We start from the raw sequence: 25,294 nt of genomic DNA on the forward strand, positions 1-25,294 counted from the left end.
GTTGGCAACGGCCAATACGCACGAGAGGTCCGAAATCAACCGGTATCGGCTGAAACCTTCACGAACTGCGGTCTAGCCGACCCCTGCCATCATCTGCGCGCACAGGATGGCGCCGTATGTTCCCAGTGCATAGCCAAGCACGGCGAGCAGCACGCCGACTGGGGCGAGGGCGGGGTGAAATGCAGCGGCTATGACCGGTGCGGACGCGGCCCCGCCGACATTGGCCTTGCTACCTACCGCGACGAAGAAAAACGGCGCCTTTATGATCTTGGCGACAACCAGCAGCAGTATCACGTGGAACAGCATCCAGATGAAGCCGATCGCCATGAAAGCAGGAGCATCCGCGATCTTCGTAACATCCATTCGCGTGCCGATTACTGCAACGAGCAGGAAAATGAACAGCACACCGAACTTGCTCGCCCCGATACCCTCCAGTTTGCGGGCGCGGGTAAAGCTGGCGGCAAGGCCGACAGTGGTCGAAATGACCACCACCCAGAAAAATTCGCTGGCCAGCGTCGCCTCTTCGCCCTGCAATTCGGCGAAGAAATTCCCGAGCCAGCCGCCGAGCAGATGCGAGAGGCCGACAACCGCAAAAGTAATGCCGAATAGCAGGACGTAGTCGTTTGCCTTGGCGACGCGTTCGATACTTTCGGTGTAGTCGGCCATCGTATCGCGCAGCTTGGCGATCGAAGAACTGTCCGCGCCCAGCCAGCGGTCGACACGCTCATGCGCGCCAGCGCCATAGAGCAGAAAGACCATCCAGATTTCGGCGACAATGATGTCGACAGCCAGTAGCGCAGCGAAACCTTCGAGAGGATAACCATAGACTTCGAGCATCGCGGTCTGGTTCGCTCCGCCGCCGATCCAGCTTCCTGCGAGCGTGGCAAGGCCCCGCCATGCTGCCGTGTCGCCGGAACCGATAATCGATGGTTCGAACTGCGCAACGATCCACAGCGCCAGTGGGCCACCCAGGATGATGCCGACGGTGGCGGTGAGGAACATAATGATGGCCTTATTGCCGAGGCCCAGAATGCCCTTGATGTCGATGCTGAGCGTCATCAGGAACAGCGCGGCGGGCAGGAAATAGTCCTTTGCCACGGGCCACAGATTGCTCTGCGACACGTCGATCAGGCCGAAGGTCGTCATCAGGCTTGGCACGAGGTAGCAGATCAGGATGATCGGCACGAAGACGTAGAATCGCTGCCAGCCGGGCCTGTCGCGCGTGGCGAACACGAACGCGAGGACGAGAGCCAAGAGGCCAAGGATTATCCTGTCATCGCTGATCATGATAGTGCGGCCCCTTATCCTGCCTGAATGTCATTCGGCCGCGAATGTGCCGGTTTCGAAGAAATGCGCGATTTTCTTTTGCTGCGGCATGATGTCCAGACCACGCGCAGCGAGCCATGCGCTGTCGAAGATCGTATCGGAATAGCGCGCGCCGTCATCGCAAAGGATGGACACGATCGATCCTTTCCAGCCGCGTTCGGCCATCTCCGCCGCGATCTTCGCGCACGCCCAGACGTTCGTTCCGGTGGATCCGCCGCAGCGGCGACCCAGACGCTGGCTGACTTCGTGCGCCGCCGCGATCGAGCAGACGTCCGGCACGGCTTCCATGCGGTCGATCACATCGGGGAGAAAGCTGGGCTCGACCCGCTGCCTGCCGATGCCTTCTATGCAGCCCGCTGAATGATCCACCCGCTCGATCGAGCGATCCTGCCAGTGGCGGTGAAACACGGATCCTTCCGGATCGGCCACGCATACGCGCGTGTCGAAACGATTATATCGTGCAAAGCGCCCGATGGTGGCAGACGTCCCGCCCGTGCCTGCACCGCACACGATCCAGCGCGGTACGGGATGCGGCTCACGCTCCATCTGGGCGAAGATCGATTCGGCAATGTTGTTGTTGCTGCGCCAGTCTGTGGCGCGTTCGGCAAAAGTGAACTGGTCGATGTAATGGCCGCCCAGTTCATCGGCGAGCGACTGCGCTGCATCGTATATTTCGCATGGCCGATCGACGAAGTGGCATTCCCCTCCGTAGAAGGCGATGGCATCAAGCTTTGCCTGCGCTGTCGAGCGTGGAACGACTGCGATAAAACGCAGTCCGAGCATCCTGGCGAAATAGGCTTCCGAAACGGCTGTGGATCCGCTGGACGCCTCGACAATAGCGGTGCGTTCGCAAATCCATCCGTTGCACAGACCATACAGAAATAGTGATCGGGCAAGGCGATGCTTCAGGCTGCCGGTCGGATGACTGGATTCGTCTTTCAGGTAGATGGCGATATCCGGCAGGGCCGGAACGGGCAAAGGTATGAGATGAGTATCGGCCGACCGATGGAAATCGGCTTCGATCCGGCCGATGGCCCAGTTCACCCATTCACGATTGGTCGACATTGGGGCCTTGTATAGCCCTCCTCCCGGGAGGGAACCCTCGCCGGACACGTTTTCCGCGGTTGGTCGGAGATCGCGCTAGCGGCAGGTCAACGCCGGACGATACACGCGCTGCAAAGGACAGACGGCGCCGGCCGACAAAAGGCTGTCAGGCCTTGCGCGCGATACGCCACACGGCAGAATGGGACAGACGTTCGATCCGACAGATGTCGCCCGCTTCGTCGCGCAGCTTCGCCCACCGACCAGGCGAGATCGTCATGGCCCGATCCAGCGCGCCATTGGGCGTAAGAGCAGAAAACGAGATCGTCTGGGAGAGCCCATCGTCATCCACATAGTCGAGATTATAGTCGTGCATATAAGCCCCCTCCGATCGGGGAGTCCGCCAAGTGGTCGGTTGAAAGCCTGCGACTCCGTCCAGTGATGGTGAACGGGAGCCTACTTACCAGATGGTGACTTCATTCCCTAATTGGGTTCGGTCGGGGTTCGCTGGTGCATCACGTAGGGGCAGCCAAGCCATATTGACTGATCGAGCCCTGTCGTGGCAGTCGCCTCGACGCGTTGTATGGCCGTTACGGCATGAAGTCGGACATGGTTCGCGGGTGTAGCTCAATGGTAGAGCAGCAGCTTCCCAAGCTGACGACGAGGGTTCGATTCCCTTCACCCGCTCCAGTTTTCCTAGCGTGCCTCAAGATAACCACCGGTTAGCGAACCGTAAGGTGTGCAGCCTTTGGTCTGGCACATCGGGAATTGGTCAGGCGGCGAAGGTCGCCCGGATCAGGCCGCGTAGCCATTGAAGTCCTGGATCGTCAGCGCGCTCTGTGGCCCAACCCAAGAAAATTTTGGTTTTTGGATATTCAAAGGGGACCGGAAGTATTCTCAGCCGATAGATCGGTGCCACCAGTTCAGCATAGCGTCGCGGCACTATCGCGATCAGGTTTGTCGTTGCGATCGTAACCGTCAGGCTGGCAGCATTCGGTACCACGGCTACGACCCGGCGTTCCAACCCGGCCGCCATCACCAGCCGCGCCGTGGGAAGGTGCAGTCGCATTTCCTTTTCGACCACGGCGTGCCCGTTCTCCGCGAACTGCTCTGTCGAGAGGGCGTGCCCGATCGTGGGGTGGGCTGCCCGGACGACGCAGACCGCCTCGCCGTCCATAAGCGGCTCGAGCGTGACACCCGGCTGATCGTGCAGGGAAATGTCGAGCATGATATCGGCGTCGCCATTGGTGAGCGCCTCGTGCGGTCGCGACCAGTCCGGCGTAATCACTTCGACCGAGCAGGATGACTGCGCATCATCGAGCGCTTTGATGATCGGCGGCAGAACCGACGGTACGCTGAAATCGTGCAAGAGCAGCCGAAACCGGCGATCGGCGGTAATCAGATCGAAGTCGGTTTCGAGCGATAGGCCGCGCCGCAAAGCGGTCAGCGCTTCTTTCACTGGAGGTAGGAGAGCCCGGGCGCGCGCCGTTGGCTTCATGCTACGATCCCGGCGCACAAAGAGCTGGTCGGAGAAATGATCTCGAAGGCGCGCCAATGTATTGCTGACAGTAGGCTGCGTCATACCCAAAACCCGGGCTGCCTCGCTGACGCTGCCGGTCTTGTAGACGGTTTCGAACACGATAAGCAAATTAAGGTCGAGCTTGCGCAGATGGCGGCTCTGCCGCTCTTGCTGAGCCTCATTCGAGCCAAGCATTTATCGCCCCCGCAAATACCACGTCATCGCTAGCATTGCTTCTATCAGGGCAATTACTTCAGAAGTTCAAGGCCTTCGTCGTTATTATTGCCGATCGGAATATGCACTATTCTGATTTCTACGGTTTCCATGCGGAAAGGCAACTGCTTCATCGCGCGCGCAAGCCATGTGCGAATCCAGTTAGCGCAAGTTAGGCATAGGCGAAGCATTTGGGGTTTGAGCAGGGGAATTGGTCGTGGGTCTTATACGTGCGCAGCGAGAGGTCGTAGCTTGCCGGGTGCGTGGGTGGCCCGGGACGGCATTCAACCCGTAAGGAGCGGAGTTCGCCTCGATGCGGTTGGGCCAGAGAGACAACTCATACAACTTCGACAGCGACCCTTCCGGGGCCGTTCGGTCGCGCGGATTGTTGCCTCAGGCTCACTTGGGCTACGGCCTTTTGGCAGGGCAAATATTATTGACCCCCGCGCTGATCGCGGCGCCTCCCTCAGCATCTGGACAGTGCGGATATCTGCTGTTCACAGCTTTCGCCTGCTGGCACTTCCGCAAACCGATTTCTCACCTGATCATCCTGTCGGCATGCGCTGTCTTGCTGATTTCAGCGTGGGTGCATGACATGCCATGGGAAGCATATTTACTGGTCCCCATGACACTCGCTGCAGGAGTGGGCGTGAGCAGAGCGAGATCTGGATTTAACGACGCCGAAAAGGCGGCGAATGTCGATAAGCTCACAGGAGCGCTCACACCGCGCGGTTTCGAGAAAATGCTTCGGACGGAATTGGCGAAGGCAAAAAGTGACGACCGCACGACAGCTCTGATATTTCTAGATCTTGATCACTTCAAATCGATCAACGACCGCTACGGACATTCGGGGGGCGATGAAGTACTGCGTCATGTCGTCACCGCCCTGCGAAGTGTCTTGCGGGAAAAAGACCATGTCGCGCGTATCGGCGGCGACGAGTTTCTTGTCTTTCTTCAGGTCGCAAATGATCCGGCGAGGCCTGAGAGTGTTCAAAGTTCGCTTGTTGGAGCGATCGAAACTCTACCGTGGGGTGTCAGTACAAGTGCAGGCGGGATTGTAATCCCCCCCGATAACTATCCCGATCCAGGTTCGCTGATCCGACTGGCCGATAACCTTATGTACGATGTCAAACGGTCCGGACGGGGTCGCCTGGACATGCAACACCTCCCGACTACCGACCCGGGGTGTCTATCTGCGGCAAGCCCACAGTTGAATTGACCCGCATGGTCGACGACTGATCCGCAGATTCAGAACTCGCCAGGTATTAGGTTCGGTCATTCACTCACAGTAAGCGGCTTACTGTTTCAGCTTGTCTGCAGCCGCCTTCGCACCCTTCCAGCCCAGGAAGAAGAAGATCGCGCTCGCAATCAAGGCGACGACGAATATGATCAGGGCCAGATCTGCCAGAAAGCCTGCAACGCCTCCAAACCCGAGGATTGCTGCGACGAGTGCGATGATGGCAAGTGTAATGGCCCAACCGAACATGACGATCTCCTTTGGTTTATCCAACGATGCGACGCGCCATCGCGTTCCGGAGGAGCAAACTGTCTGTACCAATATCGGGGACACGCCAGAGGCGGTTGGCGTCTAGGATAAATATCGGGAGACGTGCCGTGGGGCTTGATCGAAGCTGCGCCGCTACCGATCTAGCGCGATCTTCCCCTCACTCCCCGCGACAGACCACATCATGACCCATTCCGCAGATCCACTCTCAACGAGTCGCATAGCCTTCATTATTCTTGCTCTTGCCCTCGGCGGGTTCGCGATCGGCACGACGGAGTTCGCTGCCATGAGCCTGCTGCCGTTTTACGCAGCAGACTTCGCTGTTACCGAACCGGTCGCAGCGCATGCCGTAAGTGCCTACGCGCTCGGGGTGGTGGTCGGCGCGCCGATCCTCGGGCTGTTCGGGGCGAGTTGGCCGCGGCGGCGTCTGCTGGTTGTGCTGATGGTCCTGATCGCGATGGGTAATGCGGCGACAGTGTGGGCGCCTACGTATCATACACTGCTCGCTTTCCGGTTCCTTAGCGGCCTGCCTCACGGCGCCTACTTCGGGGTGGCAGCGCTCTTGGCCGCCTCGCTTCTTCCGGAGAAGCGCGCCGCGGCCGCATCCTACGTGATGGCCGGTCTGGCTGTCGCCACGGTGATCGGGGCGCCTTTCGCCAACTGGCTTGGCCTGCATGTCGGCTGGCGCGTCGTATTCGGCGGTGTCTCGGGAATCGCCCTGGCGACCGCCACCGCGCTCCTGATCCTTGCCCCCCGACAACCAGTGGAAGTAGGGCGGAGCATGCGGCGCGAGATGCATGCATTGGCGCATCCGCAGGTTCTGCTGACGCTTGGAGCAGGTGCGGTGGGTTTCGGCGGCCTGTTCGCAGTATACAGCTTTTTGGCACCCGTTCTTACCGAATATACCGGCGCCACGCCTGCTTCGGTTCCGTGGGTGTTCGCGATATTCGGAGTCGGAATTCTCGTCGGAAACCTGCTGGGCGGTTGGATGGCGGATATTTCGCTAAAGGCTGCAGCGATCGGCCTGCTTGCCTGGAGTGCAGTCTTTCTCGCGGCCTTCACTTTTGCTGCTACGAATTTCTGGCTGCTATCTCTCGTCTGCTTTGCCATCGGCATGGGCGGCGGCCTCGGCCCAATTCTCCAGGTTCGCCTGATGGATGTCGCCGGCGAGGCGCAGACTATGGCTGCCGCCCTCCATCATGCGGCCTTCAACATCGCCAACGCGCTAGGCCCCTGGCTGGCGGGTTTGGCCATCACTGCCGGAATGGGCTGGACCGCTCCGGGATGGGTAGGCCTGTGCCTCGCGCTGGGAGGTATCCTGATCCTGTGCGTGGCATTCAAATTGGAACGTCACCTAGAGCGAAGCGCGCTGACAGCGAGCTAGCAGCAACGCGTTTGGTGGCGCGCAGTAGCTAAAGGCAACTTGTCTCCTGGGGCCTTAGTCTGGCGTGGCGGCGGCGATCATATCCATCATGTTGCGCGCTGCCTCTCGATCGGTTTCATCTTTGAATGCGACATCAAGGTCGGGCGCTGCATCCAGCATGTAAAGCAATGTCCAAAGCGCGAACCGCCGGCCGCGGTCGCGCTCAAGCCCGAGGTCGACAAGCATGCGATCGATCCCCGCCGGCATTGCAGCCGGATCGACGTTGGCCAGATCGGGCGTGCCGAAGTACCGCTGTAGCAGATCCTGCATCTCCATTTCGACGGGCTAGCGCACGACGCAAATCTTGCAAGTTTCACAGTCCGTATTTTCTTTGGGGAACGACGATAGGCTGTTAGGGGGCCGCGCATGCTTACAATCGATGGTGTCACAGTGCGGCTTGGCGGCCGGGCCATTCTCGAGGGCGCCAGCGCGACCGTTCCGGTTGGTGCGCGCGTCGGCCTGATCGGCCGCAATGGCGCAGGCAAATCCACGCTGATGAAAGCGCTTATCGGCGAAATTGAACCGGATGAGGGCGAAGTCAGCAAACCGTCGCGCGCCCGCATTGGCTATATTGCGCAGGAAGCGCCCAGCGGCACGATGACGCCGGAAGAGGTCGTACTCGCGTCTGCTACCGAGCGGGCGCAATTGCTGGAAGAGCTTGAAACCTGCACCGACATGAATCGCATGGGCGATGTACACGACCGTTTGCTGGCGATCGACGCCTACAGTGCCCCGTCGCGCGCGGCCAAGATACTGAGCGGGCTGGGCTTCGATGAAGAGATGCAGAAACGTCCGGTCGAAAGCTTTTCGGGCGGCTGGAAAATGCGCATCGCTCTCGGCGCGCTCCTGTTTTCCGAACCCGACATCCTGCTTCTGGACGAACCTTCCAACCACCTAGATCTGGAAGCGACGCTCTGGCTGGAGAATTTCCTCAAGTCCTATCCCGCAACACTCGTAGTAATCAGTCACGAGCGCGACCTCCTGAACAAGGTGGTCGATCACATCCTGCACCTCCAGGGTGGACAGTTGACGCTGTATCCGGGCGGTTATGATGCGTTCGAGAAACAGCGGGCCGAACGTGCGGCGCAACTGGCGGCTGCAAAGGCTTCGCAGGATGCGCAGCGCGCCAAGTTGCAGGATTACGTCGCCCGTAACAGTGCCCGTGCTTCGACTGCCAAACAGGCGCAATCGCGAGCGAAGATGCTGGCGCGCATGCAGCCAATCGCTGCGCTCATGGAGGACCCAAGCCTAAGTTTTGACTTCCCGGATCCTGAAGAGCTGCGATCGCCGATGATCACGCTGGAGCAGGCGGCCGTGGGTTACGGCGAAGCGCCGCCAATCCTCAAGCGACTGAACTTCCGGATCGAAGCAGACGATCGCATTGCGCTGCTCGGTCGTAACGGAAACGGCAAGACCACGCTCGCGCGCCTTCTGGCTTCGCAGCTCGCCGCAGCGGAAGGGGAGGTGAATGCACCGGGACGGCTGAAGGTCGGCTATTTTACCCAGTATCAGGTAGAAGAACTGGCTGGCGAAGACACGCCTCTCGACCTGATGAACCGCGCGATGGACGGCGCAGCCCAAGGTGCGGTTCGAGCACAACTGGGACGGTTCGGTTTTTCCGGCCCGCGCGCGCAGCAGCGAGTGGACAAGCTATCGGGTGGAGAACGCGCGCGGCTGGCGCTGGCATTGATCACGCGCGATGCGCCGCACTTGCTGATACTGGACGAGCCCACCAACCACCTGGATGTCGACGCACGCGAGGCCCTCATACAGGCGCTCAACGATTATTCGGGAGCCGTCATCCTTATCAGTCACGATCGCCACATGGTCGAACTGACTGCGGATCGGCTGATCTTGGTCGATAGTGGCACTGCGTCCGAGTACGCGGGAAGCATGCAGGACTACATCGATTTCGTTCTGGGTCGGAATCAGCCCAAGGGAGACCGGCGCAGTGGAGGCGGAAAATCGCGCGGCTCGCGCGGGAATAAAACCGAGGCTCAGTCCCGCGAGGCCAAGTCCGAACTGGCCAAGGCCGAAAAAACCATGGAGCGGCTCACAGCGGAAGTCGAAAAACTCGACCGTTCGATCCTCGAAGGCAGCGCGAAGACATCCAGATTGGATGGCGTATCGATGGAAGAGTTGCTGAGAAGGCGTGCCGACACGGTCGATTCCTTGGCGGTAGCAGAAGAAGCGTGGCTGGCAGCCGGGGCCGCTCTCGAAGCGATCGGGCAGGTTTAGGGCCCTCCAATCCGGACGTCTTTTTCGAAACTTAAAGTGCGGTGCTTGAGCTGCGCGTTTCTGGATTGGCGATATGTAAGATTTTCGTGGTCACACGTAGAACGAGAGCAAGTCCGGTCGTATGGATCTGCCAATCGCCTAAAATGGGTTACTTGGGCGGCATTCTTATCGCCCCGTCGAGCCTGAACTGGTGACCGTTGATATAGCTGTTGCGGGCGATTTCGCAGATTAGCGAAGCGAATTCTTCCGGGTGACCGAGGCGTTTGGGGAAGGGAACGCTCGCATTCAGCTGGTCCCACAGCTGCGGATTACGTTCTTTCATGCCAAGCATCAGCGGGGTCGCGAAGACGCCAGGCATCACGGAGTTCACGCGAATGCCGATGTCCATCAAATCGCGTGCCATCGGCAGGACGAGCCCGTTGACGCCAGCCTTGCAGCTACCATAAATCACTTGGCCGATTTGCCCGTCCTGCGCCGCCACGCTGGCCGTCAGGATAATGCAACCGCGCTCGCCATCTTCGTTGAGCGGCTCGGAATTGGCCATGCCCAGCGCGGACAGGCTGGCAATGCGATAGGATGATACGAGGATGCCTTCGGCGCCAAAGGCATAGTCTTCCGTTTCCAGTCGCTTGTACCGAGATGCGTCCTTGTCCCAGCCCAGCGTTTTTCCGCGCCGGCTGGTCATTGCGCAATGTACGGTGACGCGCTCCTGCCCATTGGCCGCACGGGCCTTCGCAAAACCATCGACGACCGATTGCTCATCGGTGATGTCCACCAGCACGAAGCTTCCACCGATTGCTTCGGCGTGTTCTTCGCCCGTTTTTTCGTTCACATCGAAGATTGTGACTTTCAAGCCAGCGTCCGCCAGTGCCTGTGCGCTCGCCTTGCCGAGCCCCGAAGCGCCGCCTGTGACCACTGCCGCCATGCCGTCTGCGAGTTTCACATCGCTCTCCTGTTCGTTTTTCTGCGTGCCGTGCTATCGCAAGCATGGACGCTTAGGAAGATGGACGGGAGCGAGGATGACGGCACTGCTATTCGCCATGGTTGCCAGCTTCGTGGCCGCGATCGGTGCGCGCGACCAGCTGCTGGTGGCGCGCCTTGCGGGTGCTCTGGGTGCGGCGAACGGTTTGCTCGTGGTGGCATTGACGAGTTCTGCTGTGACCGCGATTACCGCGGCTTGGTTGGGAAGCCTTCTGGCGAGAACCATGTCCGAAAGCGCGGCAACCATGTTCGTGGCCCTCGCGCTTCTGCTGGCCGCTTTCGAGTGCGCCTGGCCCAATCGGGAGCGAGTGCCGCGGGAACCGACACGTTCGCTGGGGGCTGCGTTCATCGTCTTGTGCTTCAGGCAAATGACCGACGCGTCGCGCTTCCTGGTAGCGGCGATGGCCGTAGTTTTCGCCTGCTGGCCGCTGGCGGGATTAGGCGGCGCGATCGGGGGAGGGGCTGCAGTCACTATGGGATGGCTTTCCGGCACAGCACTGGAAGCGAGGCTACCGCTACGGCGGTTGAGGATCGGCCTGGCTGTCCTGCTTTTCGGCCTTGGCGTGATCACCGGGCTCAGCGCGAGAGGAATCATCGCCTGACCCGATCACAGCAACCGCCGTTAATCGGGAAACCGGAGTGGCGGAAGGCCGTTGATGAGGTGAACTTCAAAACGACGAAAGGGGTAAATACCATGGCAGAATTGGGCAACAACGCGAAAGCCGGACTGGTAAGCGCGCTCAACGGCGCACTGGCGGATACCATGGCGCTGTATTTCAAAACCAAGAATTTTCACTGGCATGTGGCGGGACCGCGTTTTCGCGACCTGCATCTGCTCTTTGACGAGCAGGCAGCGCAGCTGGTTGGCACGGTGGATGCCATTGGCGAGCGCGTCCGCAAGAATGACGAGTTCACGCTCACATCGATCGGCAGCATCGCCAAGCAGACAAAGATTTCCGATCAGGATGATGTAACCATCACCGCCGACGCGATGGTGGCGGAATTGCGTGACGATAACCGCAAGCTGCACACACGGCTCAATGAGGTAAAAGACGCCGCGGAAGAAGTGGGTGACAACGCCACCAGCGGTATCGTCGACGATTGGATCGATCAGTGCGAAGAACGCGTCTGGTTCCTTAATCAGACTACCAAGTAAGCACATACCTATTCGTTTGCGCCCATGCCGCCTTTCCCCTTGGGGACGGGCGGCATTGGTGTATCAATAGCGTATGGAAAATTTGACGATCATCGAGGGCCAGGGTGATGCGGCTATTGCCGATTGGCTGGCGTCCCATCTACGCGAACGGATGGATCAATCCGATGGGCCGGTGACGATCACGGTTCCCGGGGGATCCACTCCCTTTCCGATCATGGATCAATTGCTTGGCCACGACCTGGACTGGACGCGGCTGGTTGTGTGGCCGGGAGACGACCGTATCGTTTCGGAAGATCATGCCGCATCGAATACGGGGAAGCTGCGCAAACTATTCGAGCCTGCGGGGGCTGAAGTCGTCACTCTGAACGAGATGGAAGCCGTGCCGCCTTTCGCTCTTGCCTGGCTTGGCATGGGCGCTGACGGGCATGTCGCTTCGCTATTTCCGAATACGGATCCCAAGGTCGACGACGCGCGACCGGTCGTGCGTTTGACGCCCGATCCGCTGCCTCCCGAAGCTCCGTTCGATCGGATCAGCTTGACCATGCCATCGCTTCTCGCAAGCGACCGGTTGGTCTTCGTTCTTCGCGGTGCGGAGAAACGCAGCGTACTCGATCAGGCTATTGCAGGTAATAACGATCTTCCGATTGCGCGATTGCTCGCTGCGGTCCGGCAACCGGTGACATGTTTCACCTGATCCCCAAGCCGCTCCACCGAGTGGCACTGAAGGTTGCGCATCGGTTGCGCCATCACTGGCGCAAATTCAGCGGGATCACGGCAGAGGGCGTCACCATCATTGCGTCCAATCCGCAGGGTGAAATCCTGTTGGTGCGGCATAGTTACGGTCCGCAAGGGTGGTATTTTCCGGGCGGTGGTATCGGGCGGGAAGAAACGCCGGAGCACGCGGCGCGGCGAGAAATGCGCGAAGAAACAGGCTGCCTCGTGACCGATCTGAAACTTGTCGGCATATTGAACGAGGAAATTTCGGGCGCACCGCACCGCGCTTATATTTTCAGCACTGTCGTGGATGCGGCACCCGAACCGGACGGGCGAGAAATCGTGGAAGCGCGTTTCTTTGCGATACGCCTGCTTCCCGAAGCGATGAGCGCGCTCACCAGAAGGCGGCTGGAATTATGGCAGTCCTGCGTAAACTAGAGCAGCGATAACTGCGCATCAGGTCGCGGTTGCTGGTCACTGTTCCCCTCCAGTTTCGAAAGCGTCAGTCCCATGAGGCGGATCGGCATGGGCAGGGGGAGGACCTCCTCCAGCAGGGCGCGGCCGATTGCCGCAAATTCCTCTTTGTTCGCGATTGGCCGATCCATCGTCTTGGCGCGGCTGAAAATCTGAAAATCGGTGAATTTCATCTTGAGAGTGACGGTGCGACCTTCTGCTTCCGCGCGCTCGATATAGCCCCAGACGATATCGATGATGTCCTCCATTGTGTCGCGCAACTCGCTACCCGACGAAAGGTCGCGGCTGAACGTCCTCTCGCCGCCAACGGATTTACGGATACGGCTCGATCGAACGGGCCGCAAATCGATGCCTCTCGAAGCGCGATAGAGATAATCGGCGAAGCTTCCGAAATGAGCGCGCAGCCATTCGATGTCCTTTTCCGCCAGATCGCCGCCGGTCTCGATGCCGAGCCGCGCCATTTTTTCGGCGCCCTTGGGACCGACGCCGTGGAAGCGCCTGATCGGTAGGTCGGCGACAAAGGCGGCCCCTTCGCCGGGACGGATCACGCACAGGCCATCGGGCTTGTTCTGGTCGCTCGCGATCTTGGCGAGAAACTTGTTGTAGCTGACCCCTGCGCTGGCGGTCAGTTTCGTCTTGGCGCGGATTTCCTGGCGGATCAGTTCCGCTATCCGGGTGGCGCTGCCAATGCCCAGCTTGTCTTCGGTGACATCCAGATATGCCTCATCAAGGCTGAGCGGTTCGACCAGGTCGGTGTGGTGACGAAAGATTGCGCGGATCTGCTGACTGACCTCGCGGTAGACGTCGAAACGGCTCTTGCAAAAGATAAGGTCGGGGCATTTGCGCTTGGCCGTGACAGAGGGCATGGCGCTGCGCACACCGAACTTGCGCGCCTCGTAGCTGGCAGCAGCGACAACGCCGCGCCCGCTCGATCCACCCACAGCAACGGGCTTGCCCCGCAATTCTGGATGGTCGCGTTGCTCGACGCTGGCGAAAAACGCATCCATGTCGACGTGAATGATCTTCCGCAGCCCATCGGCTTCGCTGTCATCCGCATCGGTACGCACTTCGCCATCTTTCATGAGAGAATAGATAGCGACGCGGGTTGCAAATCGGAACCTTGTCGGCCAACTGCCATTTTGTGCAGATGCGAAGCGAACAGTTGGCCGGCGGCGAGCGCCCGATTTCGAGCGCTGCGCGCGGTAAGAGCATTGGCGAGCGCGAACTGATCTGGATGATGGCTCTGCTGATGGCGTGCAACGCCTTCGGTATCGATGCAATCCTTCCAGCCCTCGATGCCCTGGCCAGCGATCTCGGCGTGGAAGGCAACAACCGTCAGTTCGTGGTCGGCGCCTATTTGCTCGCCGCGGGCATCGGTACGCTCATTCCTGGGGCTTTCGCCGACAGGTTCGGCCGACGCCCGGTGCTTTTCACGGCCTTGTTCTTCTATATCGCCCTATCGATTGCCTGCGCCTTGGCGACGAGCTTCGATATGCTGATTGCTCTACGCGCAGCGCAGGGTTTCTTTGCTGCAGGTATCATTGCTCTGCCGCCCGCCATCATTCGGGACCGTGTGGGCGGCGATAAAATGGCCCGCATGATGAGCCTGATTTTCGTGATCTTCCTGCTGGTTCCGGCGGTCGCACCGAGCATCGGGCAGGGCGTCTTGATGCTAATGGGCGACTGGCGCTGGATTTTCGGCGTCATGGCCCTGGCGGGTGTTGCTATGACGGCCTGGGTGTACGTGCGCTTGCCGGAAACCCTGCATGAATCGGACAAGCAGCAGATTCACCTGCCAACGATCACGCGCAATATGGCAAGTGCCGTGACCTTGCGCGAAACCATCGGTTACACCCTCGGCAGTGCGCTGGTTTTTGGTGGCTTGTTCGGCTTCATCAATTCCAGCCAGCAGCTGATCGGGGAAGCTTTCGGCGCGGGCGACAAATTCCCCATGATCTTTGCCATTTGCGCTGGTTGCATGGCGATTTCAAACTGGTCGAACAGCCGCATCGTCGAGCGGTTCGGTGCACGGCGTGTCAGCCATGTGGCGCTGTTCGCCTTCATCGCCGTGGCCGCTGCGCAGTACTGGTTTGCGAGCCAGCCGGATGAGAGCCTGTGGACGTTCGTACCTCTGATGGCCGCCAATATGAGCCTGCTCGGCTTCATCGGTGCGAATTTCGGGTCCATCGCTCTCCAGCCGTTCAAGCATATCGCGGGTGCAGCGTCGTCGGCGCAGGGCTTCTTGCGCATGACGAGCGGGGCGGCGCTGGGGGCTTATATCGGCTATCTTTACGACGGGACGGCGCGGCCGCTCGCGATTGCCCTTCTCGGTACGGCGGTGCTGAGCCTCGTCTTCGTGCTGATCAGCGAGCGCGGCACGCTATTCGGACCGCCCGAGCCGGAAGAAGACTAGGCTTCGGCGTATAGCTTGCGCCAAGCAAGATCGGCGAATTCGCATAAGAGCGGGCGGGTGTCGCGCGGAGCGATTATATCTTCGACGTTGAAGCGTTCCGCGCTGCGGAAGGGCGAGGTGACCTTGTCCAAGCGCTCGCGGATCGCTTCGAGTTTCGCTGCCGGGTCGTCTGCGGCTTCGAGATCCGATTTGTAGGCGACCTCCAGCCCGCCTGCGATGGGGAGCGACCCCCAGTCGCCCGAGGGCCAGCAATAGCGATACTGGAAATTCTCGGCGTTGCTCATAGCGCTGCCGGCGATGCCGTAGGCGCGGCGTAAGACCACGGAGGCGAGGGGCACGTTTGCCTTGTAAATCGCGGTCATGGCCTGGACACCGTAGCGGATGGTGCCGGCCATTTCCGCTTCGCGACCGATCATGAAGCCGGGGTTGTCGACCAGGTGGACGATCGGCAGGCGGAACCGGTCTGCAAGCTTCACGAAGCGTTCCACTTTTTCGCTGGTCTTCGCTTCCCACGAGCCGCCCAGGTAGGACGGGTCGCTGGCCAAAACCATCACTGGCCAGCCGTCGAGGCGGGCAAGAGCGGTGATGCAGGCGCGACCCCACATGCGACCAATCTCGAAAACCGTGCCCTGATCGAAGACCATGTCGAGGCAGCGGCGCATGGAATAAACCTGCTTCGGATCGCGAGGCACAAGTGAATCAAGCGTATGATCGCGGCGCCGAACAGGGTCCGAACAGTCTGTCCGGCGGGCAAGCTGGCCAACATGTTCGGGCATGAACGATAGGAAATGCCGCGCGCGGGCGAATGCTTCGGCTTCGCTCCCCACTTCGTCATCGACCACGCCGTTGCGGGTGTGGATCGCGCTGCCGCCGAGATCTTCCTTGGCCTGCTGGTGATCGGTCGAGCCGCGATAGCTGTCGCCAAGGCCATCAACCACGGCAGGCCCGGCGGCGAAGAGCTGGCTGAGACCCTTCACCATGATCGAATAATGGCTGGCGACGGTGCGGGCGGCGCCGAGACCGGCGGTCGGGCCGAGCGCCAGTGCGACCACCGGCACCGTATCGAGATTCTTCACGACATCCGACCAGCCCGGCACGGCGGGGATGTATGTGGCGCCGATCTGTTCCAGCGTCTTGACGCTGCCGCCGCCGCCGGTGCCGTCGATCATGCGGATGATGGGGAGCTTGAGCTCGTGCGCCATCTTTTCCGCCTGCACCATCTTGCGGCTGATCCCGGCATCGGCCGCACCGCCGCGAATGGTGAAATCGTCTGCCGTGGCGACGACGGGGCGGCCGTTTATCTCCGCCTTGCCGAAGAGGAAAGGAGCCGGAAGAATATGTTCGAGATTGCCGTCCTCGTCATAGGAGGCCTTGCCCGCGATCTTGCCGATTTCGCGAAAACTGCCGGGATCGACCAATGCGGCGAGCCGGGCGCGGGCATCCATCTTGCCGCGCGAATGCTGACGCGCGACTTTTTCCTCGCCGCCCATCTGCTCGGCCAGTCCTTCGCGGTGGCGGAGTTCCTCGAGTTCCTTGTCCCAGCTCATTCGTGCCCTCTCTCTTCGGGGGACACGCTCGCAATGAGGAGAGGCTTTGTGAAGCCTTATTCTTCTTTCGGCTCGACAACTGCCAGAACGGCCTCGACCTGTACCTGCCCGCCCTCGCTGGCGGCCAGTTCGGTTACGGTGCCATCGAAGGGCGCGGTGAGGGCGTGTTCCATCTTCATCGCTTCGAGTACCATGAGGCGCTGGCCCGCGGTGACCGTATCCCCTTCGGCAACATCGACCGCGATGACTTTGCCCGGCATGGGAGCGAGGATAGCACCGTCTCCCGCTGCTGCGGCACCCGACCCACGGGACTGACGTTCGAAGACGAAGCTCTGCCCATCGGCAAAGACCACGGCCCTGGCGGGATCGACAAAGCCCGTCGCGAAGCTTTCCGTGCCGGCACGAGCGGCGGAGACGGTGCGGGTTTCGCCCTTGTGCGTGAGCGTTGCCGACAACACGCCGGGGGCATTGAGGCGCAGGCCGATGGGCAGGTCCTCATGATCTTCGGTTTCGGCCAGAGCGATGAAATCGGCCGCGCTCTGCCAGATATCGTCGTCTGCTTCGTCGGACGACACGAGATCGTCGAGCTTGGTTTCGATGAAGCCGGTGTCGAGATTGGCCTGTTCGAAATCCTCATCGCGAAGGCAGTTCGCGATAAACGCGGCATTGGTCTTTACCGGCCAGATTTCGACATTTTCCGCAATACCGGCGAGCTGGTCGATAGCATCGCCGCGGGTTTCGCCCCAGACGACCAGCTTGGCCACCATGGGATCGTAGAAAGGCGAAATCCGGTCGCCTTCCTCGACGCCGGTTTCGATGCGGCCTTCAACGCCGAGGTCGAAGTGATCGAGCGCGCCGGTCGAAGGGAGGAAGCCGCCTGCCGGATCTTCTGCGTAAAGGCGCGCTTCGATGGCATGACCGTCGATAAAAAGATCGTCCTGCGAGAGCGGAATAGGTTCGCCGCTTGCGACGCGCAGCTGCCATTCGACCAGATCGACGCCGGTGATTTCTTCGGTCACGGGGTGTTCGACCTGAAGACGGGTGTTCATTTCCATGAAGAAGATGCGGTCGGCGCGCAGGCCTTCGCTGGCGTCGGCAATGAATTCGATCGTACCTGCGCCTTCGTAATCGACCGCCTTGGCCGCGCGCACGGCAGCCGCGCAGATATCCTCGCGCGTTGTATCGTCCATTCCGGGAGCGGGTGCTTCCTCGATGACCTTCTGGTGACGGCGCTGCAACGAGCAGTCGCGTTCGAACAGGTGGACGACGTTGCCATGGCTATCGCCGAACACCTGCACTTCGATATGCCGGGGCGAGGTGATCCATTTTTCCAGCAGCACCTCGTCATTGGAGAAGCTGGCCTTGGCTTCGCGGCGGCAGCTTTCCAGCATCGCTTCGAAATCGGCTGCAGCATCGACCTTGCGCATTCCCTTGCCCCCGCCGCCGGCGACGGCCTTGATGAGTACGGGGTAACCGATGGCGTCGGCTTCCTGCTTGAGGCGTTCGACCGACTGATCCTCGCCCTCGTAGCCTGGAGTCACCGGCACGCCTGCTGCGCGCATCAGCTTCTTCGCGGCATCTTTCAGCCCCATCGCTTCGATGGAAGAAGGCTTGGGGCCGACCCAGATCAGCCCGGCATCGATGACGGCCTGCGCAAAGCCTGCATTTTCGCTGAGGAAGCCGTAGCCCGGATGGATCGCTTCCGCCCCGGTCTGCTTCGCCGCGGCGATGATCTTTTCGCCCAGCAGATAGCTTTCGGCAGCAGGCGAAGGGCCGATATGGACCGCTTCATCAGCTTGGCGGACATGGAGCGCCCGGGCATCGGCATCGGAGTAGACAGCGACCGTGGCGATCCCCATTTCGCGCGCGGTGCGGATGATACGGCAGGCGATTTCGCCGCGATTGGCGATGAGAAGCTTCTGGATCATGGGCGGGGCGCTAACCCATTTTTCAAGTCATTGCGAGCGGTAGGCGAAGCAAACCAACGTCAGCCCTGTTGGCGGCACAGGAAGCTGCGTGATGGATTGGCGCGACGGCCCATGGGGCTTTCTTGCAATGACTGCTGCGGCAGCCCCGGGCCTTACCAGCCGGTGACCGGCCTGAAATCGTGGCGGCTCCACAGGATCGGCTCCGACGGAACCTGCGGACGGTTCACGATCGCTTCGAAGAAGGCGGCCGTCATGTGCCACAGTTTTTCCGGGCCACTGACCCTGGTGCGGCTGTCCCATGCGAGCTGCCCGCGGGTAAGCACCTTGCGCCCGATGGCGCCATATATGCGGGCGGCGGCCAGCACGGCCCAACGCTGACGGAAACGCAGGCGCCTGGCGCCGAGCTTCGACGCGGCTTCGTATTTTTCCATCATGCCGATGAGGCGCGGCATCAGGCTGGCCAGGCGGAAACGGTTTTCGGGCAATGCGTGTTCGCCCTGTTCCCAACCCATTTCGTCGAGCCAGGTGCGGGGCAGATAGCAGCGCCCGGCCTGCGCATCTTCGACGATATCGCGCGCAATATTGGCAAGCTGGAAAGCCAGCCCCAGATCGCAGGCGCGGTCGAGCGTTTCGCCATCGTCGGGATGAACCCCCATGATGCGCGCCATCATGATGCCAACGGCACCGGCGACATGGTAGCAATAGCGCATCATGTCGGTTTCTGTCTTCGGGCTCCACCCGGTGGCGTCGAGCGCGAAGCCGGCAATCACATCGTTCGCTTCTTCCAGCGTCAGGCCGCATTCGTCCGCGACAAGGCCAAATGCATCGAAGGCGGCATCCGCCGTGGGCTGTTCTTCGAAAGCCCGGCGGGTCAGCACGCGGATCGCCTGGACGCGGTCTTCCGCATCCTTTGGCGTGCCCTGATCGCCGAGGGGGCCGCCCTTATCCTGGTTATCGGCGATGTCGTCGCACCGGCGACACCAGGCATAGAGCAGCCAGCTGCGTTCGCGCGTCGTGCGATCGAACAGTTTCGAAGCCGCGGCAAAACTGTGCGAACCCTCTTCGATCGATTCGAGCGAGCGATCGACGAGCACGGCACGATCGCGCCCGCCGCCAGCCCTTGCGGGGGTGGGGCGCAAATAGCGCGACTGCACGAGGGTACGGGGCTTGTTCAGAGGTCGTCGGCCTTCATCTGGAAGATGGGGGTATGGGGTTCGTATGCTTCCATACGGTTAAGCAGCCCATCCAGAGTTGTATCATGGACCAGGATATTCTGGTGCACGGGCCGCACGAAACCGACTTCGGCCATGTGGCGATTGAATGCGATCAGGTGATCGTAGAAGCCGAAGGCGTTGAGCAGGCCCACCGGGTTATCGTGATAGCCAAGCTGCGCCCAGCTCATCGCTTCCCACAGTTCATCCATGGTTCCGACGCCGCCCGGAATGGTGACGAAGCCGTCACTGAGATCTGTGAAGCGCTGCTTGCGTTCGTGCATCCCGCCGACCGTGTAGAGTTCGGTGCAGTCGTGATTGGCGACTTCGCTATTGGCCAGTGCATCGGGAATGACGCCGATAACTTCCCCGCCCGCTTCCAGCGCGCCGCGGGCCGTGGCACCCATCAGGCCCAGTCGTCCGCCGCCATAGACCACCCCGATGCCGCGCTGTGCCAGCCCCTTGCCCACATCGTAAGCAAGCTGGATGAACCGCGGATCCTGCGGCGAGGCGGAGCCACAATAGACGGCCAGACGGTTCATAGTTCGGGTCATGCCAAATCCTCCAGCATCAGTCCGGCAGTCGCCTTGGCGCTGCCGACCACGCCGGGGATGCCGGCGCCGGGGTGGGTCCCTGCCCCGACGAGATAGAAATTGTCCAGCACGTCATCCCGGTTGTGCCCGCGGAAATAGGCGCTTTGCGTGAGGACGGGTTCAAGGCTGAAGGCGCTGCCCATATGCGCGTTGAGATCGGCGGCGAAATCGCTGGGCGCGTAATGGAATTTGGTGACGATCCGATCGTGCAAGCCGGGAATGAGGCGGCGTTCGAGTTCGTCGAGAATGCTCTTTTCGAGCATCGGCCCCATTTCTTCCCAGTCCACCGCCAGCTTGCCCATATGGGCCACGGGAACGAGGGCGTAGAACGTGCTCATCCCCTCGGGCGCCATGGACGGATCGGTGACGGTCGGGTGGTGCAGATAGATCGAGAAGTCCTGCGGCAGCACGCCGTGATCGTAAATGTCTTCCAGCAGGCCTTTGTACCGCGGGCCGAACAGGATCATGTGATGGGGGATGCCGGGCCAGCTCCCCTCGATCCCGAAGTGGACGACGAACAGGCTGGGGCTGAAGCTCTTGCGTGACAGGCGCTTGGCGTAATCGGCACCGCGTTTCGCGCCAGCTAGCAGATCCTTGTAACTGTGCATGATGTCGGCATTGCTGGCGATGGCATCGAAACGCTGTTTCCAGCCCGACCGCGTTTCCACCTCGGTCACCTGTTTGCCGAGCGTGTGGATCTGGACCACCGGATCGTTCAGCCGGACAGTGCCGCCAAGGCGTTCCAGATGAGTGACCATGCCCGCGATCAGGCGATTGGTGCCGCCCCTGGCCCACCACACTCCGCCGTCGATTTCGAGCTTGTGGATCAGCGCGTAAATGCTGCTGGTCTTCATCGGATTGCCGCCGACCAGAAGCGTGTGGAAGCTCAGCGCTTCGCGCAGCTTTTCATTATCGACATAGCTGGAAACGACCGAATAGACGCTGCGCCACGCCTGCTGTTTCGCGAGCGCAGGAGCAGCCTTGATCATCGACTTGAAGTCGAGGAAGGGCACGTGGCCAAGTTTTACATAGCCTTCCTGATAGACCGCTTCGGAATATTCGAGGAAGCGCTGGTAACCGGCGACATCGGCCGGGTTGAGCTGCGCGATTTCGCGGAACAGCTGCTCTTCATCGTTGGAATAATCGAACTGCGTTCCGTCCGGCCAGGCGAGCCGGTAGAAGGGCATGACCGGCATCAGATCGACATCTTCGGAAATGTCGTGGCCGGACAGTGCCCATAGTTCCTTCAGGCAGTTCGGATCGGTGATGACGGTGGGGCCCGCATCGAAGGTGAAACCGTCTTTCTGCCAGTGGTAGGCGCGGCCGCCGGGCTTGTCGCGCCCCTCCACCACGGTGGTGGCGATGCCGGCAGATTGCAGCCGGATGGCGAGGGCGAGCCCGCCGAAGCCCGCGCCGATGACGCAGGCGGTGCGGCCCGGCGGAACGGGCGCTGGGGTTTGGGCCGCCTGGGGGGCAGGGCTGGTCTGTGCGGTCATTGGGGCTTCTCATGGACGAGCGGGCTGCCCTTGCCAAGCAGCGCGCGGACGGCATCGGTCACGGGGACGGGGGGCTTGCCGGAAAGGATGCGCAACTTGTCCCCATATGTCGGGGCTCCGGCATAGAAGCGTTCGATCAGCGGTTCACGCAGGCGATAGAACCGTTCGAAGATGCGATAGCGTTCGTCCGGGCGGGCGGCGTCGAACAGCATCCGGCCAAGCCGGCGGAAGAACCGCATCGACCGCCAGTGATCATGCGCGCGTTTTTCGAACAGGGCGGCAAGCTGTTCGCCCGGCAACATGGCCTCGCGGGCCAGCACCAGCGCATTGGCGACGGCAAATGGCAGCGTGTAGCTGGTGAGGGGATGCGTAAACCCGCCGCGCGCGCCGATCTGGACCACCCCAGGTTGGCGCACGTCGCGCCGGTATGCGGCAAAATCGCCACCGGTAATGACGGGCAGGACGCCCGTTTCGCCGCCGAGGATGTCGCCATGCCAGCCCATGGCGGCGCAATAGCGGTCGATCCGGCCCGAAAGCGCGTTGCGGTCCAGCACGTGGCTGTCTGCGTAATAGGTGTCTTCGACGAACAGCTCTTCGGCGCCGAGCGGCAGCGTGTAGACGAAGCGATAGGCATCGTGCTGCGCGACGCGCGCATCCATCACGATCGGCCGGGCAAGGCCATGCGGTGCATCGGTGCGCAGGTGGCGGCCCATGAAGACCTGCCAGCCACCGCGCAGATGGGGCGAAGGTTGGAAATCCCGGCAATCGACCACTGTCCGGGCGGAAATATGCTCGCCATTATCGAGCGTGATGCCGTTGGCTGCCAGTGCGACCACACGGGACCGGGTGCGGATCGCTTCCTGCGGCAGCTCGCGCCGCAGCGCAGCGTCGAAGTCTCGGCTGGCGAGCGAGCGATAGGCCGAGCCCAGCGTCCGGCTGTGGGCGGGGAATGCGACGGTGTAGCCCGCGGGCCATTCGGTCTTGCGAAAGGGTGCGAGCAAATCGGTGCCGGCGTCATCCAGATCGCTGGCAAACCAGCTCCAGCGGTGATTTCCGCCGAAAACCTCCCCCGCTTCGAACAGCGCAAGGCGCAATTGCGGATGTGACCGGTGGACTGCCAGCGCGGTAAGCCCGCCTGCGAGCCCACCTCCGACGATTGCGATATCGAACATGCGCTCAGTCATCGCCAAGAGGCTTAGAGGCGAAGCGCACAGGGGACAATCGTCTTGACGATGCTGGCGGGAACAGGAGCGCGAACCGGGTGTTTCAATGCAAACAGGGAACCTCGAGGGAAATCACATGAAAGCCATTCTTGCCGCTGCGGGCGCTGCCGTCGCCCTGTGCGCATCACCTGCCGCCGCCCAAGAGGCGGACGAAATCGCTGCGGCTAGCGGCAACGCCGAGCCTACGGTGTTCGACGGCGACTGGCTGAGCGTCGGCGCCGGCGTGATCTATGGGCCGAGCTACAGAGGTTCGGACGACTACGTCTTCTCCCCGATCCCTGTGGTTCAGGGCAATCTGGGCGGGGTCGGCATCAGCCCGAGAGCCGGCGGCATCGCGCTCGATTTCATTCCCGACCGGGACGGCGAAGTGTCGTTTTCCGCCGGCATCGCTGCAAAGCTGAGCCGCAACCGCGCTGCCCAGATCAAGGATCCGGTGGTGAGGAGCTATGGAGAGCTGGAAACGGCGATCGAAGTGGGGCCAAGCGCAGGGGTCAGCGTTCCGGCGCTGCTCAACCCCTATGACAGCCTGAGCTTCAACATCGATGCGGTCTGGGACGTGGCCGGCGCGCATAACGGCATGTCGGTCAACCCGTCCATTACCTATTTCACGCCGCTGAGCCGCGGTATCGCCGTATCTCTGTCCGTCAGCGCAAAGCATATCGACGATGACTTTGCCGACTATTACTACTCCGTCCCGGCTGGTGGGCCGCTGCCCGAATTCCAGGCGGAAGGCGGTTTCGAAAGCGCCGGGGTCAACCTGCTGGGTGTATTCGACCTCGATGGCGACGTGACCAATGGCGGGCTCGCCCTGATCGCATTGGGCGGTTATTCGCGCATGCTTGGAGACGCGAAACGCACCCCGTTCACCTCGATCCGCGGCGATGCCGACCAATGGATGGGGGCGGTAGGCGTAGGCTATACGTTCTGACACCTGCTTTTGCTTGCCCTCGCCGATGAGGGCAGGCATCCCCTTGCGCCAAAGGGGAGATACATATGAGAATCGCCGCACTGCTTGCGCTCGGCGCAGCAATCATTGCCACGCCTGCGCTGGCGGACACGACGGTCATCCATGCCGGTGCGGTCGTGGTGGATGCCGACAGCCAGCCGCGGGGGCAATCGACCGTTACGGTCACCGACGGGCGGATCGTGAGCATAGAGGACGGTTTTGCCGATGCTCCGACAGGAGCTACGGTGGTCGACCTCAGGAACAAGACCGTGGCGCCCGGCCTGGTCGACCTGCACGTTCATTTGACCGGCGATCCTGGGGGCGACTTCTGGAAAGAAGCCGTCGAACCCGACGAATGGGGCGTGGTCGTGGGCGCCAAGAATGCCCGACTGACGGCACTGGCAGGGTTCACGACCGTGCGCGAGGCAGGCAGCGGCCGGGAATCTGCTTTCGCCCTGCGGCGCGGCACCGAAGAAGGCTTCATCGCCGGACCGCGTATCGTAGCGGCGGGCCCCCCGCTGGCGATTGTCGGCGGACATGGCGATGTCAGCGGTTTCCGTCCCGAAGTGAACGAGGTTCTCGACACGGGGTTCACCTGTACCGGCGCAGTGGAATGTGCCGAGAAAGTGCGCCTCGCCAGCCAGAACGGTGCTGATGTCATCAAGATCACCGCCACCGGTGGGGTGTTAAGCCAGCAGGGGCGCGGGCTGGAAGCGCATTTCAGCGATGCCGAAATGAAAAGCATCGCGGATACCGCTCATTCGCTGGGTCTGCAGGTCATGGCACACGCCCACGGTGCCCGCGGTGTGGAGGCCGCGAGCCGAGCAGGCATCGATACGATCGAACATGGTACGTATCTGGACGAAGCGGCCGCCAACGAAATGAAGAAAAACGGCACGGTGCTGATCCCCACGCTCATGGCTTTCCAGGGTGTGACTGAACGGCTGGGCAAAGGAATTTACACCCCCGTTGTCGAAGAGAAGATCCGGGCAGTTGCCGAAACGGCGCGGGTATTCATGGGCAAGGCAATGCGCTGGGGCGTGCCAATCGCTTTCGGGACCGATGCCGGCGTTTTCGGTCATGGGCGCAATGCCGGCGAATTCGCGCTCATGGTGGCGCAGGGTATGGGCCACCGCGAAGCCTTCGCCACGGCGACGACAAATGCCGCCAAGGTGCTCGGCATGGAAAATGAAATCGGTCGGATCGCGCCGGGATATTCCGCCGACCTGATTGCGATCGATGGCAACCCGCTGGAAGACACGGCTACGCTCGAAAATGTGGGTTGGGTAATGGTTCGCGGGCGCGTGATCGACTGACCTACGCGTCGGGGGACACCGACGCCGGCGTT

General features: G+C 61.3%; 24 protein-coding genes and 1 tRNA gene. 11 read left to right on the forward strand and 14 right to left on the reverse strand.

The features are described 5' to 3' along the window. Positions 1-72 precede the first annotated feature (72 nt). The 3 genes from KYK83_RS11180 to KYK83_RS11190 all read right to left on the reverse strand — a co-directional run bounded on the left by KYK83_RS11180 (position 73) and on the right by KYK83_RS11190 (position 2,743). Positions 73-1,287 carry a DUF819 family protein gene (locus KYK83_RS11180; protein ID WP_222828297.1) on the reverse strand — a complete coding sequence of 405 codons (1,215 nt, stop codon included), beginning with the start codon at positions 1,285-1,287 and terminating at the stop codon, positions 73-75. Between the two features lie 30 nt (positions 1,288-1,317). After that, positions 1,318-2,391 carry a PLP-dependent cysteine synthase family protein gene (locus KYK83_RS11185; protein ID WP_222828298.1) on the reverse strand — a complete coding sequence of 358 codons (1,074 nt, stop codon included), beginning with the start codon at positions 2,389-2,391 and terminating at the stop codon, positions 1,318-1,320. A gap of 145 nt (positions 2,392-2,536) precedes the next feature. Further along, a complete protein-coding gene (locus KYK83_RS11190) occupies positions 2,537-2,743 on the reverse strand; it encodes a hypothetical protein (RefSeq protein ID WP_222828299.1) in 207 nt (68 codons plus the stop codon). 240 nt (positions 2,744-2,983) lie between these two features. Here KYK83_RS11190 and KYK83_RS11195 point away from each other — a divergent pair. Then, positions 2,984-3,057 (forward strand) — tRNA-Gly (locus KYK83_RS11195). Between the two features lie 82 nt (positions 3,058-3,139). On the opposite strand, the gene KYK83_RS11200 is transcribed toward KYK83_RS11195, so the two are convergent. Beyond that, a complete protein-coding gene (locus KYK83_RS11200; RefSeq protein WP_222828300.1) occupies positions 3,140-4,081 on the reverse strand; it encodes a LysR family transcriptional regulator in 942 nt (313 codons plus the stop codon). A gap of 454 nt (positions 4,082-4,535) precedes the next feature. Between KYK83_RS11200 and KYK83_RS11205 the strand changes: the two genes are divergently transcribed. Next, a complete protein-coding gene (locus KYK83_RS11205) occupies positions 4,536-5,318 on the forward strand; it encodes a GGDEF domain-containing protein (protein WP_222828301.1) in 783 nt (260 codons plus the stop codon). A 78-nt stretch (positions 5,319-5,396) separates the two neighbouring features. Here the strand turns inward: KYK83_RS11205 and KYK83_RS11210 are convergent, their stop codons facing one another. Next, on the reverse strand, positions 5,397-5,585 hold the full coding sequence (locus tag KYK83_RS11210) for a DUF1328 domain-containing protein (protein ID WP_103022701.1): 189 nt from the start codon (positions 5,583-5,585) through the stop codon (positions 5,397-5,399). A 202-nt stretch (positions 5,586-5,787) separates the two neighbouring features. Here KYK83_RS11210 and KYK83_RS11215 point away from each other — a divergent pair, with 202 nt between their 5' ends. Beyond that, entirely contained in the window at positions 5,788-6,987 is a 1,200-nt protein-coding gene (locus tag KYK83_RS11215; protein WP_222828302.1) for an MFS transporter, read from the forward strand. Positions 6,988-7,041: 54 nt separating this feature from the next. Here the strand turns inward: KYK83_RS11215 and KYK83_RS11220 are convergent, their stop codons facing one another. Further along, positions 7,042-7,302 (reverse strand): hypothetical protein, encoded by a 261-nt coding sequence (locus KYK83_RS11220; RefSeq protein WP_103023887.1) that lies wholly within the window; start codon positions 7,300-7,302, stop codon positions 7,042-7,044. A 90-nt stretch (positions 7,303-7,392) separates the two neighbouring features. Here KYK83_RS11220 and KYK83_RS11225 point away from each other — a divergent pair, with 90 nt between their 5' ends. Beyond that, a complete protein-coding gene (locus KYK83_RS11225; RefSeq protein ID WP_222828303.1) occupies positions 7,393-9,264 on the forward strand; it encodes an ABC-F family ATP-binding cassette domain-containing protein in 1,872 nt (623 codons plus the stop codon). Between the two features lie 148 nt (positions 9,265-9,412). Here KYK83_RS11225 and KYK83_RS11230 read toward each other — a convergent pair whose 3' ends face one another. Further along, positions 9,413-10,207 (reverse strand): SDR family oxidoreductase, encoded by a 795-nt coding sequence (locus KYK83_RS11230; protein WP_222828304.1) that lies wholly within the window; start codon positions 10,205-10,207, stop codon positions 9,413-9,415. 76 nt (positions 10,208-10,283) lie between these two features. Between KYK83_RS11230 and KYK83_RS11235 the strand changes: the two genes are divergently transcribed. The 4 genes from KYK83_RS11235 to KYK83_RS11250 all read left to right on the forward strand — a co-directional run bounded on the left by KYK83_RS11235 (position 10,284) and on the right by KYK83_RS11250 (position 12,553). Further along, positions 10,284-10,847 (forward strand): hypothetical protein, encoded by a 564-nt coding sequence (locus KYK83_RS11235; protein ID WP_222828305.1) that lies wholly within the window; start codon positions 10,284-10,286, stop codon positions 10,845-10,847. Between the two features lie 92 nt (positions 10,848-10,939). Further along, complete coding sequence (locus tag KYK83_RS11240; protein WP_222828306.1) at positions 10,940-11,401, forward strand: Dps family protein; 462 nt, start codon at positions 10,940-10,942, stop codon at positions 11,399-11,401. Positions 11,402-11,474: 73 nt separating this feature from the next. Beyond that, complete coding sequence (locus KYK83_RS11245) at positions 11,475-12,095, forward strand: 6-phosphogluconolactonase (protein ID WP_222828307.1); 621 nt, start codon at positions 11,475-11,477, stop codon at positions 12,093-12,095. Beyond that, positions 12,083-12,553 (forward strand): NUDIX domain-containing protein, encoded by a 471-nt coding sequence (locus KYK83_RS11250; protein ID WP_222828308.1) that lies wholly within the window; start codon positions 12,083-12,085, stop codon positions 12,551-12,553. Before KYK83_RS11245 ends, KYK83_RS11250 begins: the two co-directional genes overlap by 13 nt. Here the strand turns inward: KYK83_RS11250 and dinB are convergent. Beyond that, positions 12,550-13,671: a DNA polymerase IV gene (dinB, locus tag KYK83_RS11255; protein WP_222828309.1), complete on the reverse strand. Its 1,122-nt coding sequence runs from the start codon at positions 13,669-13,671 to the stop codon at positions 12,550-12,552. The genes KYK83_RS11250 and dinB overlap by 4 nt on opposite strands. Before the next feature lie 65 nt (positions 13,672-13,736). Here dinB and KYK83_RS11260 point away from each other — a divergent pair, with 65 nt between their 5' ends. Continuing rightward, complete coding sequence (locus KYK83_RS11260) at positions 13,737-15,002, forward strand: multidrug effflux MFS transporter (RefSeq protein WP_103022399.1); 1,266 nt, start codon at positions 13,737-13,739, stop codon at positions 15,000-15,002. Here the strand turns inward: KYK83_RS11260 and KYK83_RS11265 are convergent. The 6 genes from KYK83_RS11265 to crtY form a co-directional block, all read right to left on the reverse strand. After that, positions 14,999-16,549 carry an acyl-CoA carboxylase subunit beta gene (locus KYK83_RS11265; RefSeq protein WP_222828310.1) on the reverse strand — a complete coding sequence of 517 codons (1,551 nt, stop codon included), beginning with the start codon at positions 16,547-16,549 and terminating at the stop codon, positions 14,999-15,001. The two genes, KYK83_RS11260 and KYK83_RS11265, sit on opposite strands and share 4 nt — an antisense overlap. A gap of 56 nt (positions 16,550-16,605) precedes the next feature. Further along, positions 16,606-18,477 (reverse strand): acetyl/propionyl/methylcrotonyl-CoA carboxylase subunit alpha, encoded by a 1,872-nt coding sequence (locus tag KYK83_RS11270; protein ID WP_222828311.1) that lies wholly within the window; start codon positions 18,475-18,477, stop codon positions 16,606-16,608. A gap of 152 nt (positions 18,478-18,629) precedes the next feature. After that, entirely contained in the window at positions 18,630-19,631 is a 1,002-nt protein-coding gene (locus KYK83_RS11275; protein WP_346729462.1) for a phytoene/squalene synthase family protein, read from the reverse strand. Positions 19,632-19,648: 17 nt separating this feature from the next. After that, positions 19,649-20,230 (reverse strand): LOG family protein, encoded by a 582-nt coding sequence (locus KYK83_RS11280; protein ID WP_103022403.1) that lies wholly within the window; start codon positions 20,228-20,230, stop codon positions 19,649-19,651. An 8-nt stretch (positions 20,231-20,238) separates the two neighbouring features. Beyond that, a complete protein-coding gene (locus tag KYK83_RS11285) occupies positions 20,239-21,777 on the reverse strand; it encodes a phytoene desaturase (RefSeq protein WP_222828312.1) in 1,539 nt (512 codons plus the stop codon). After that, positions 21,774-22,949 carry a lycopene beta-cyclase CrtY gene (gene crtY, locus KYK83_RS11290; RefSeq protein ID WP_248284406.1) on the reverse strand — a complete coding sequence of 392 codons (1,176 nt, stop codon included), beginning with the start codon at positions 22,947-22,949 and terminating at the stop codon, positions 21,774-21,776. Before crtY ends, KYK83_RS11285 begins: the two co-directional genes overlap by 4 nt. 127 nt (positions 22,950-23,076) lie before the next feature. Here crtY and KYK83_RS11295 point away from each other — a divergent pair, with 127 nt between their 5' ends. Together KYK83_RS11295 and KYK83_RS11300 are read left to right on the forward strand one after the other, a co-directional pair. Then, positions 23,077-23,928: a MipA/OmpV family protein gene (locus KYK83_RS11295; RefSeq protein WP_103022406.1), complete on the forward strand. Its 852-nt coding sequence runs from the start codon at positions 23,077-23,079 to the stop codon at positions 23,926-23,928. Between the two features lie 65 nt (positions 23,929-23,993). After that, a complete protein-coding gene (locus KYK83_RS11300) occupies positions 23,994-25,262 on the forward strand; it encodes a metal-dependent hydrolase family protein (protein ID WP_222828314.1) in 1,269 nt (422 codons plus the stop codon). Positions 25,263-25,294: the final 32 nt, after the last annotated feature.

This window comes from Qipengyuania pacifica (assembly GCF_019857205.1).
Taxonomy (GTDB): Bacteria; Pseudomonadota; Alphaproteobacteria; order Sphingomonadales; family Sphingomonadaceae; genus Qipengyuania; species Qipengyuania pacifica.

What these genes read in the sequence shown, in the direction of transcription:
- KYK83_RS11180 (WP_222828297.1), bottom strand. Translation starts at nt 1,287, where the DNA reads ATGATCAGCGATGACAGGATAATCCTTGGCCTCTTGGCTCTCGTCCTC.
- KYK83_RS11185 (WP_222828298.1), bottom strand. Translation starts at nt 2,391, where the DNA reads ATGTCGACCAATCGTGAATGGGTGAACTGGGCCATCGGCCGGATCGAA.
- KYK83_RS11190 (WP_222828299.1), bottom strand. Translation starts at nt 2,743, where the DNA reads ATGCACGACTATAATCTCGACTATGTGGATGACGATGGGCTCTCCCAG.
- KYK83_RS11200 (WP_222828300.1), bottom strand. Translation starts at nt 4,081, where the DNA reads ATGCTTGGCTCGAATGAGGCTCAGCAAGAGCGGCAGAGCCGCCATCTG.
- KYK83_RS11210 (WP_103022701.1), bottom strand. Translation starts at nt 5,585, where the DNA reads ATGTTCGGTTGGGCCATTACACTTGCCATCATCGCACTCGTCGCAGCA.
- KYK83_RS11215 (WP_222828302.1), top strand. Translation starts at nt 5,788, where the DNA reads ATGACCCATTCCGCAGATCCACTCTCAACGAGTCGCATAGCCTTCATT.
- KYK83_RS11220 (WP_103023887.1), bottom strand. Translation starts at nt 7,302, where the DNA reads ATGGAGATGCAGGATCTGCTACAGCGGTACTTCGGCACGCCCGATCTG.
- KYK83_RS11225 (WP_222828303.1), top strand. Translation starts at nt 7,393, where the DNA reads ATGCTTACAATCGATGGTGTCACAGTGCGGCTTGGCGGCCGGGCCATT.
- KYK83_RS11235 (WP_222828305.1), top strand. Translation starts at nt 10,284, where the DNA reads ATGACGGCACTGCTATTCGCCATGGTTGCCAGCTTCGTGGCCGCGATC.
- KYK83_RS11240 (WP_222828306.1), top strand. Translation starts at nt 10,940, where the DNA reads ATGGCAGAATTGGGCAACAACGCGAAAGCCGGACTGGTAAGCGCGCTC.
- KYK83_RS11245 (WP_222828307.1), top strand. Translation starts at nt 11,475, where the DNA reads ATGGAAAATTTGACGATCATCGAGGGCCAGGGTGATGCGGCTATTGCC.
- KYK83_RS11250 (WP_222828308.1), top strand. Translation starts at nt 12,083, where the DNA reads ATGTTTCACCTGATCCCCAAGCCGCTCCACCGAGTGGCACTGAAGGTT.
- dinB (WP_222828309.1), bottom strand. Translation starts at nt 13,671, where the DNA reads ATGAAAGATGGCGAAGTGCGTACCGATGCGGATGACAGCGAAGCCGAT.
- KYK83_RS11260 (WP_103022399.1), top strand. Translation starts at nt 13,737, where the DNA reads ATGCGAAGCGAACAGTTGGCCGGCGGCGAGCGCCCGATTTCGAGCGCT.
- KYK83_RS11265 (WP_222828310.1), bottom strand. Translation starts at nt 16,549, where the DNA reads ATGAGCTGGGACAAGGAACTCGAGGAACTCCGCCACCGCGAAGGACTG.
- KYK83_RS11270 (WP_222828311.1), bottom strand. Translation starts at nt 18,477, where the DNA reads ATGATCCAGAAGCTTCTCATCGCCAATCGCGGCGAAATCGCCTGCCGT.
- KYK83_RS11280 (WP_103022403.1), bottom strand. Translation starts at nt 20,230, where the DNA reads ATGAACCGTCTGGCCGTCTATTGTGGCTCCGCCTCGCCGCAGGATCCG.
- KYK83_RS11285 (WP_222828312.1), bottom strand. Translation starts at nt 21,777, where the DNA reads ATGACCGCACAGACCAGCCCTGCCCCCCAGGCGGCCCAAACCCCAGCG.
- crtY (WP_248284406.1), bottom strand. Translation starts at nt 22,949, where the DNA reads ATGTTCGATATCGCAATCGTCGGAGGTGGGCTCGCAGGCGGGCTTACC.
- KYK83_RS11295 (WP_103022406.1), top strand. Translation starts at nt 23,077, where the DNA reads ATGAAAGCCATTCTTGCCGCTGCGGGCGCTGCCGTCGCCCTGTGCGCA.
- KYK83_RS11300 (WP_222828314.1), top strand. Translation starts at nt 23,994, where the DNA reads ATGAGAATCGCCGCACTGCTTGCGCTCGGCGCAGCAATCATTGCCACG.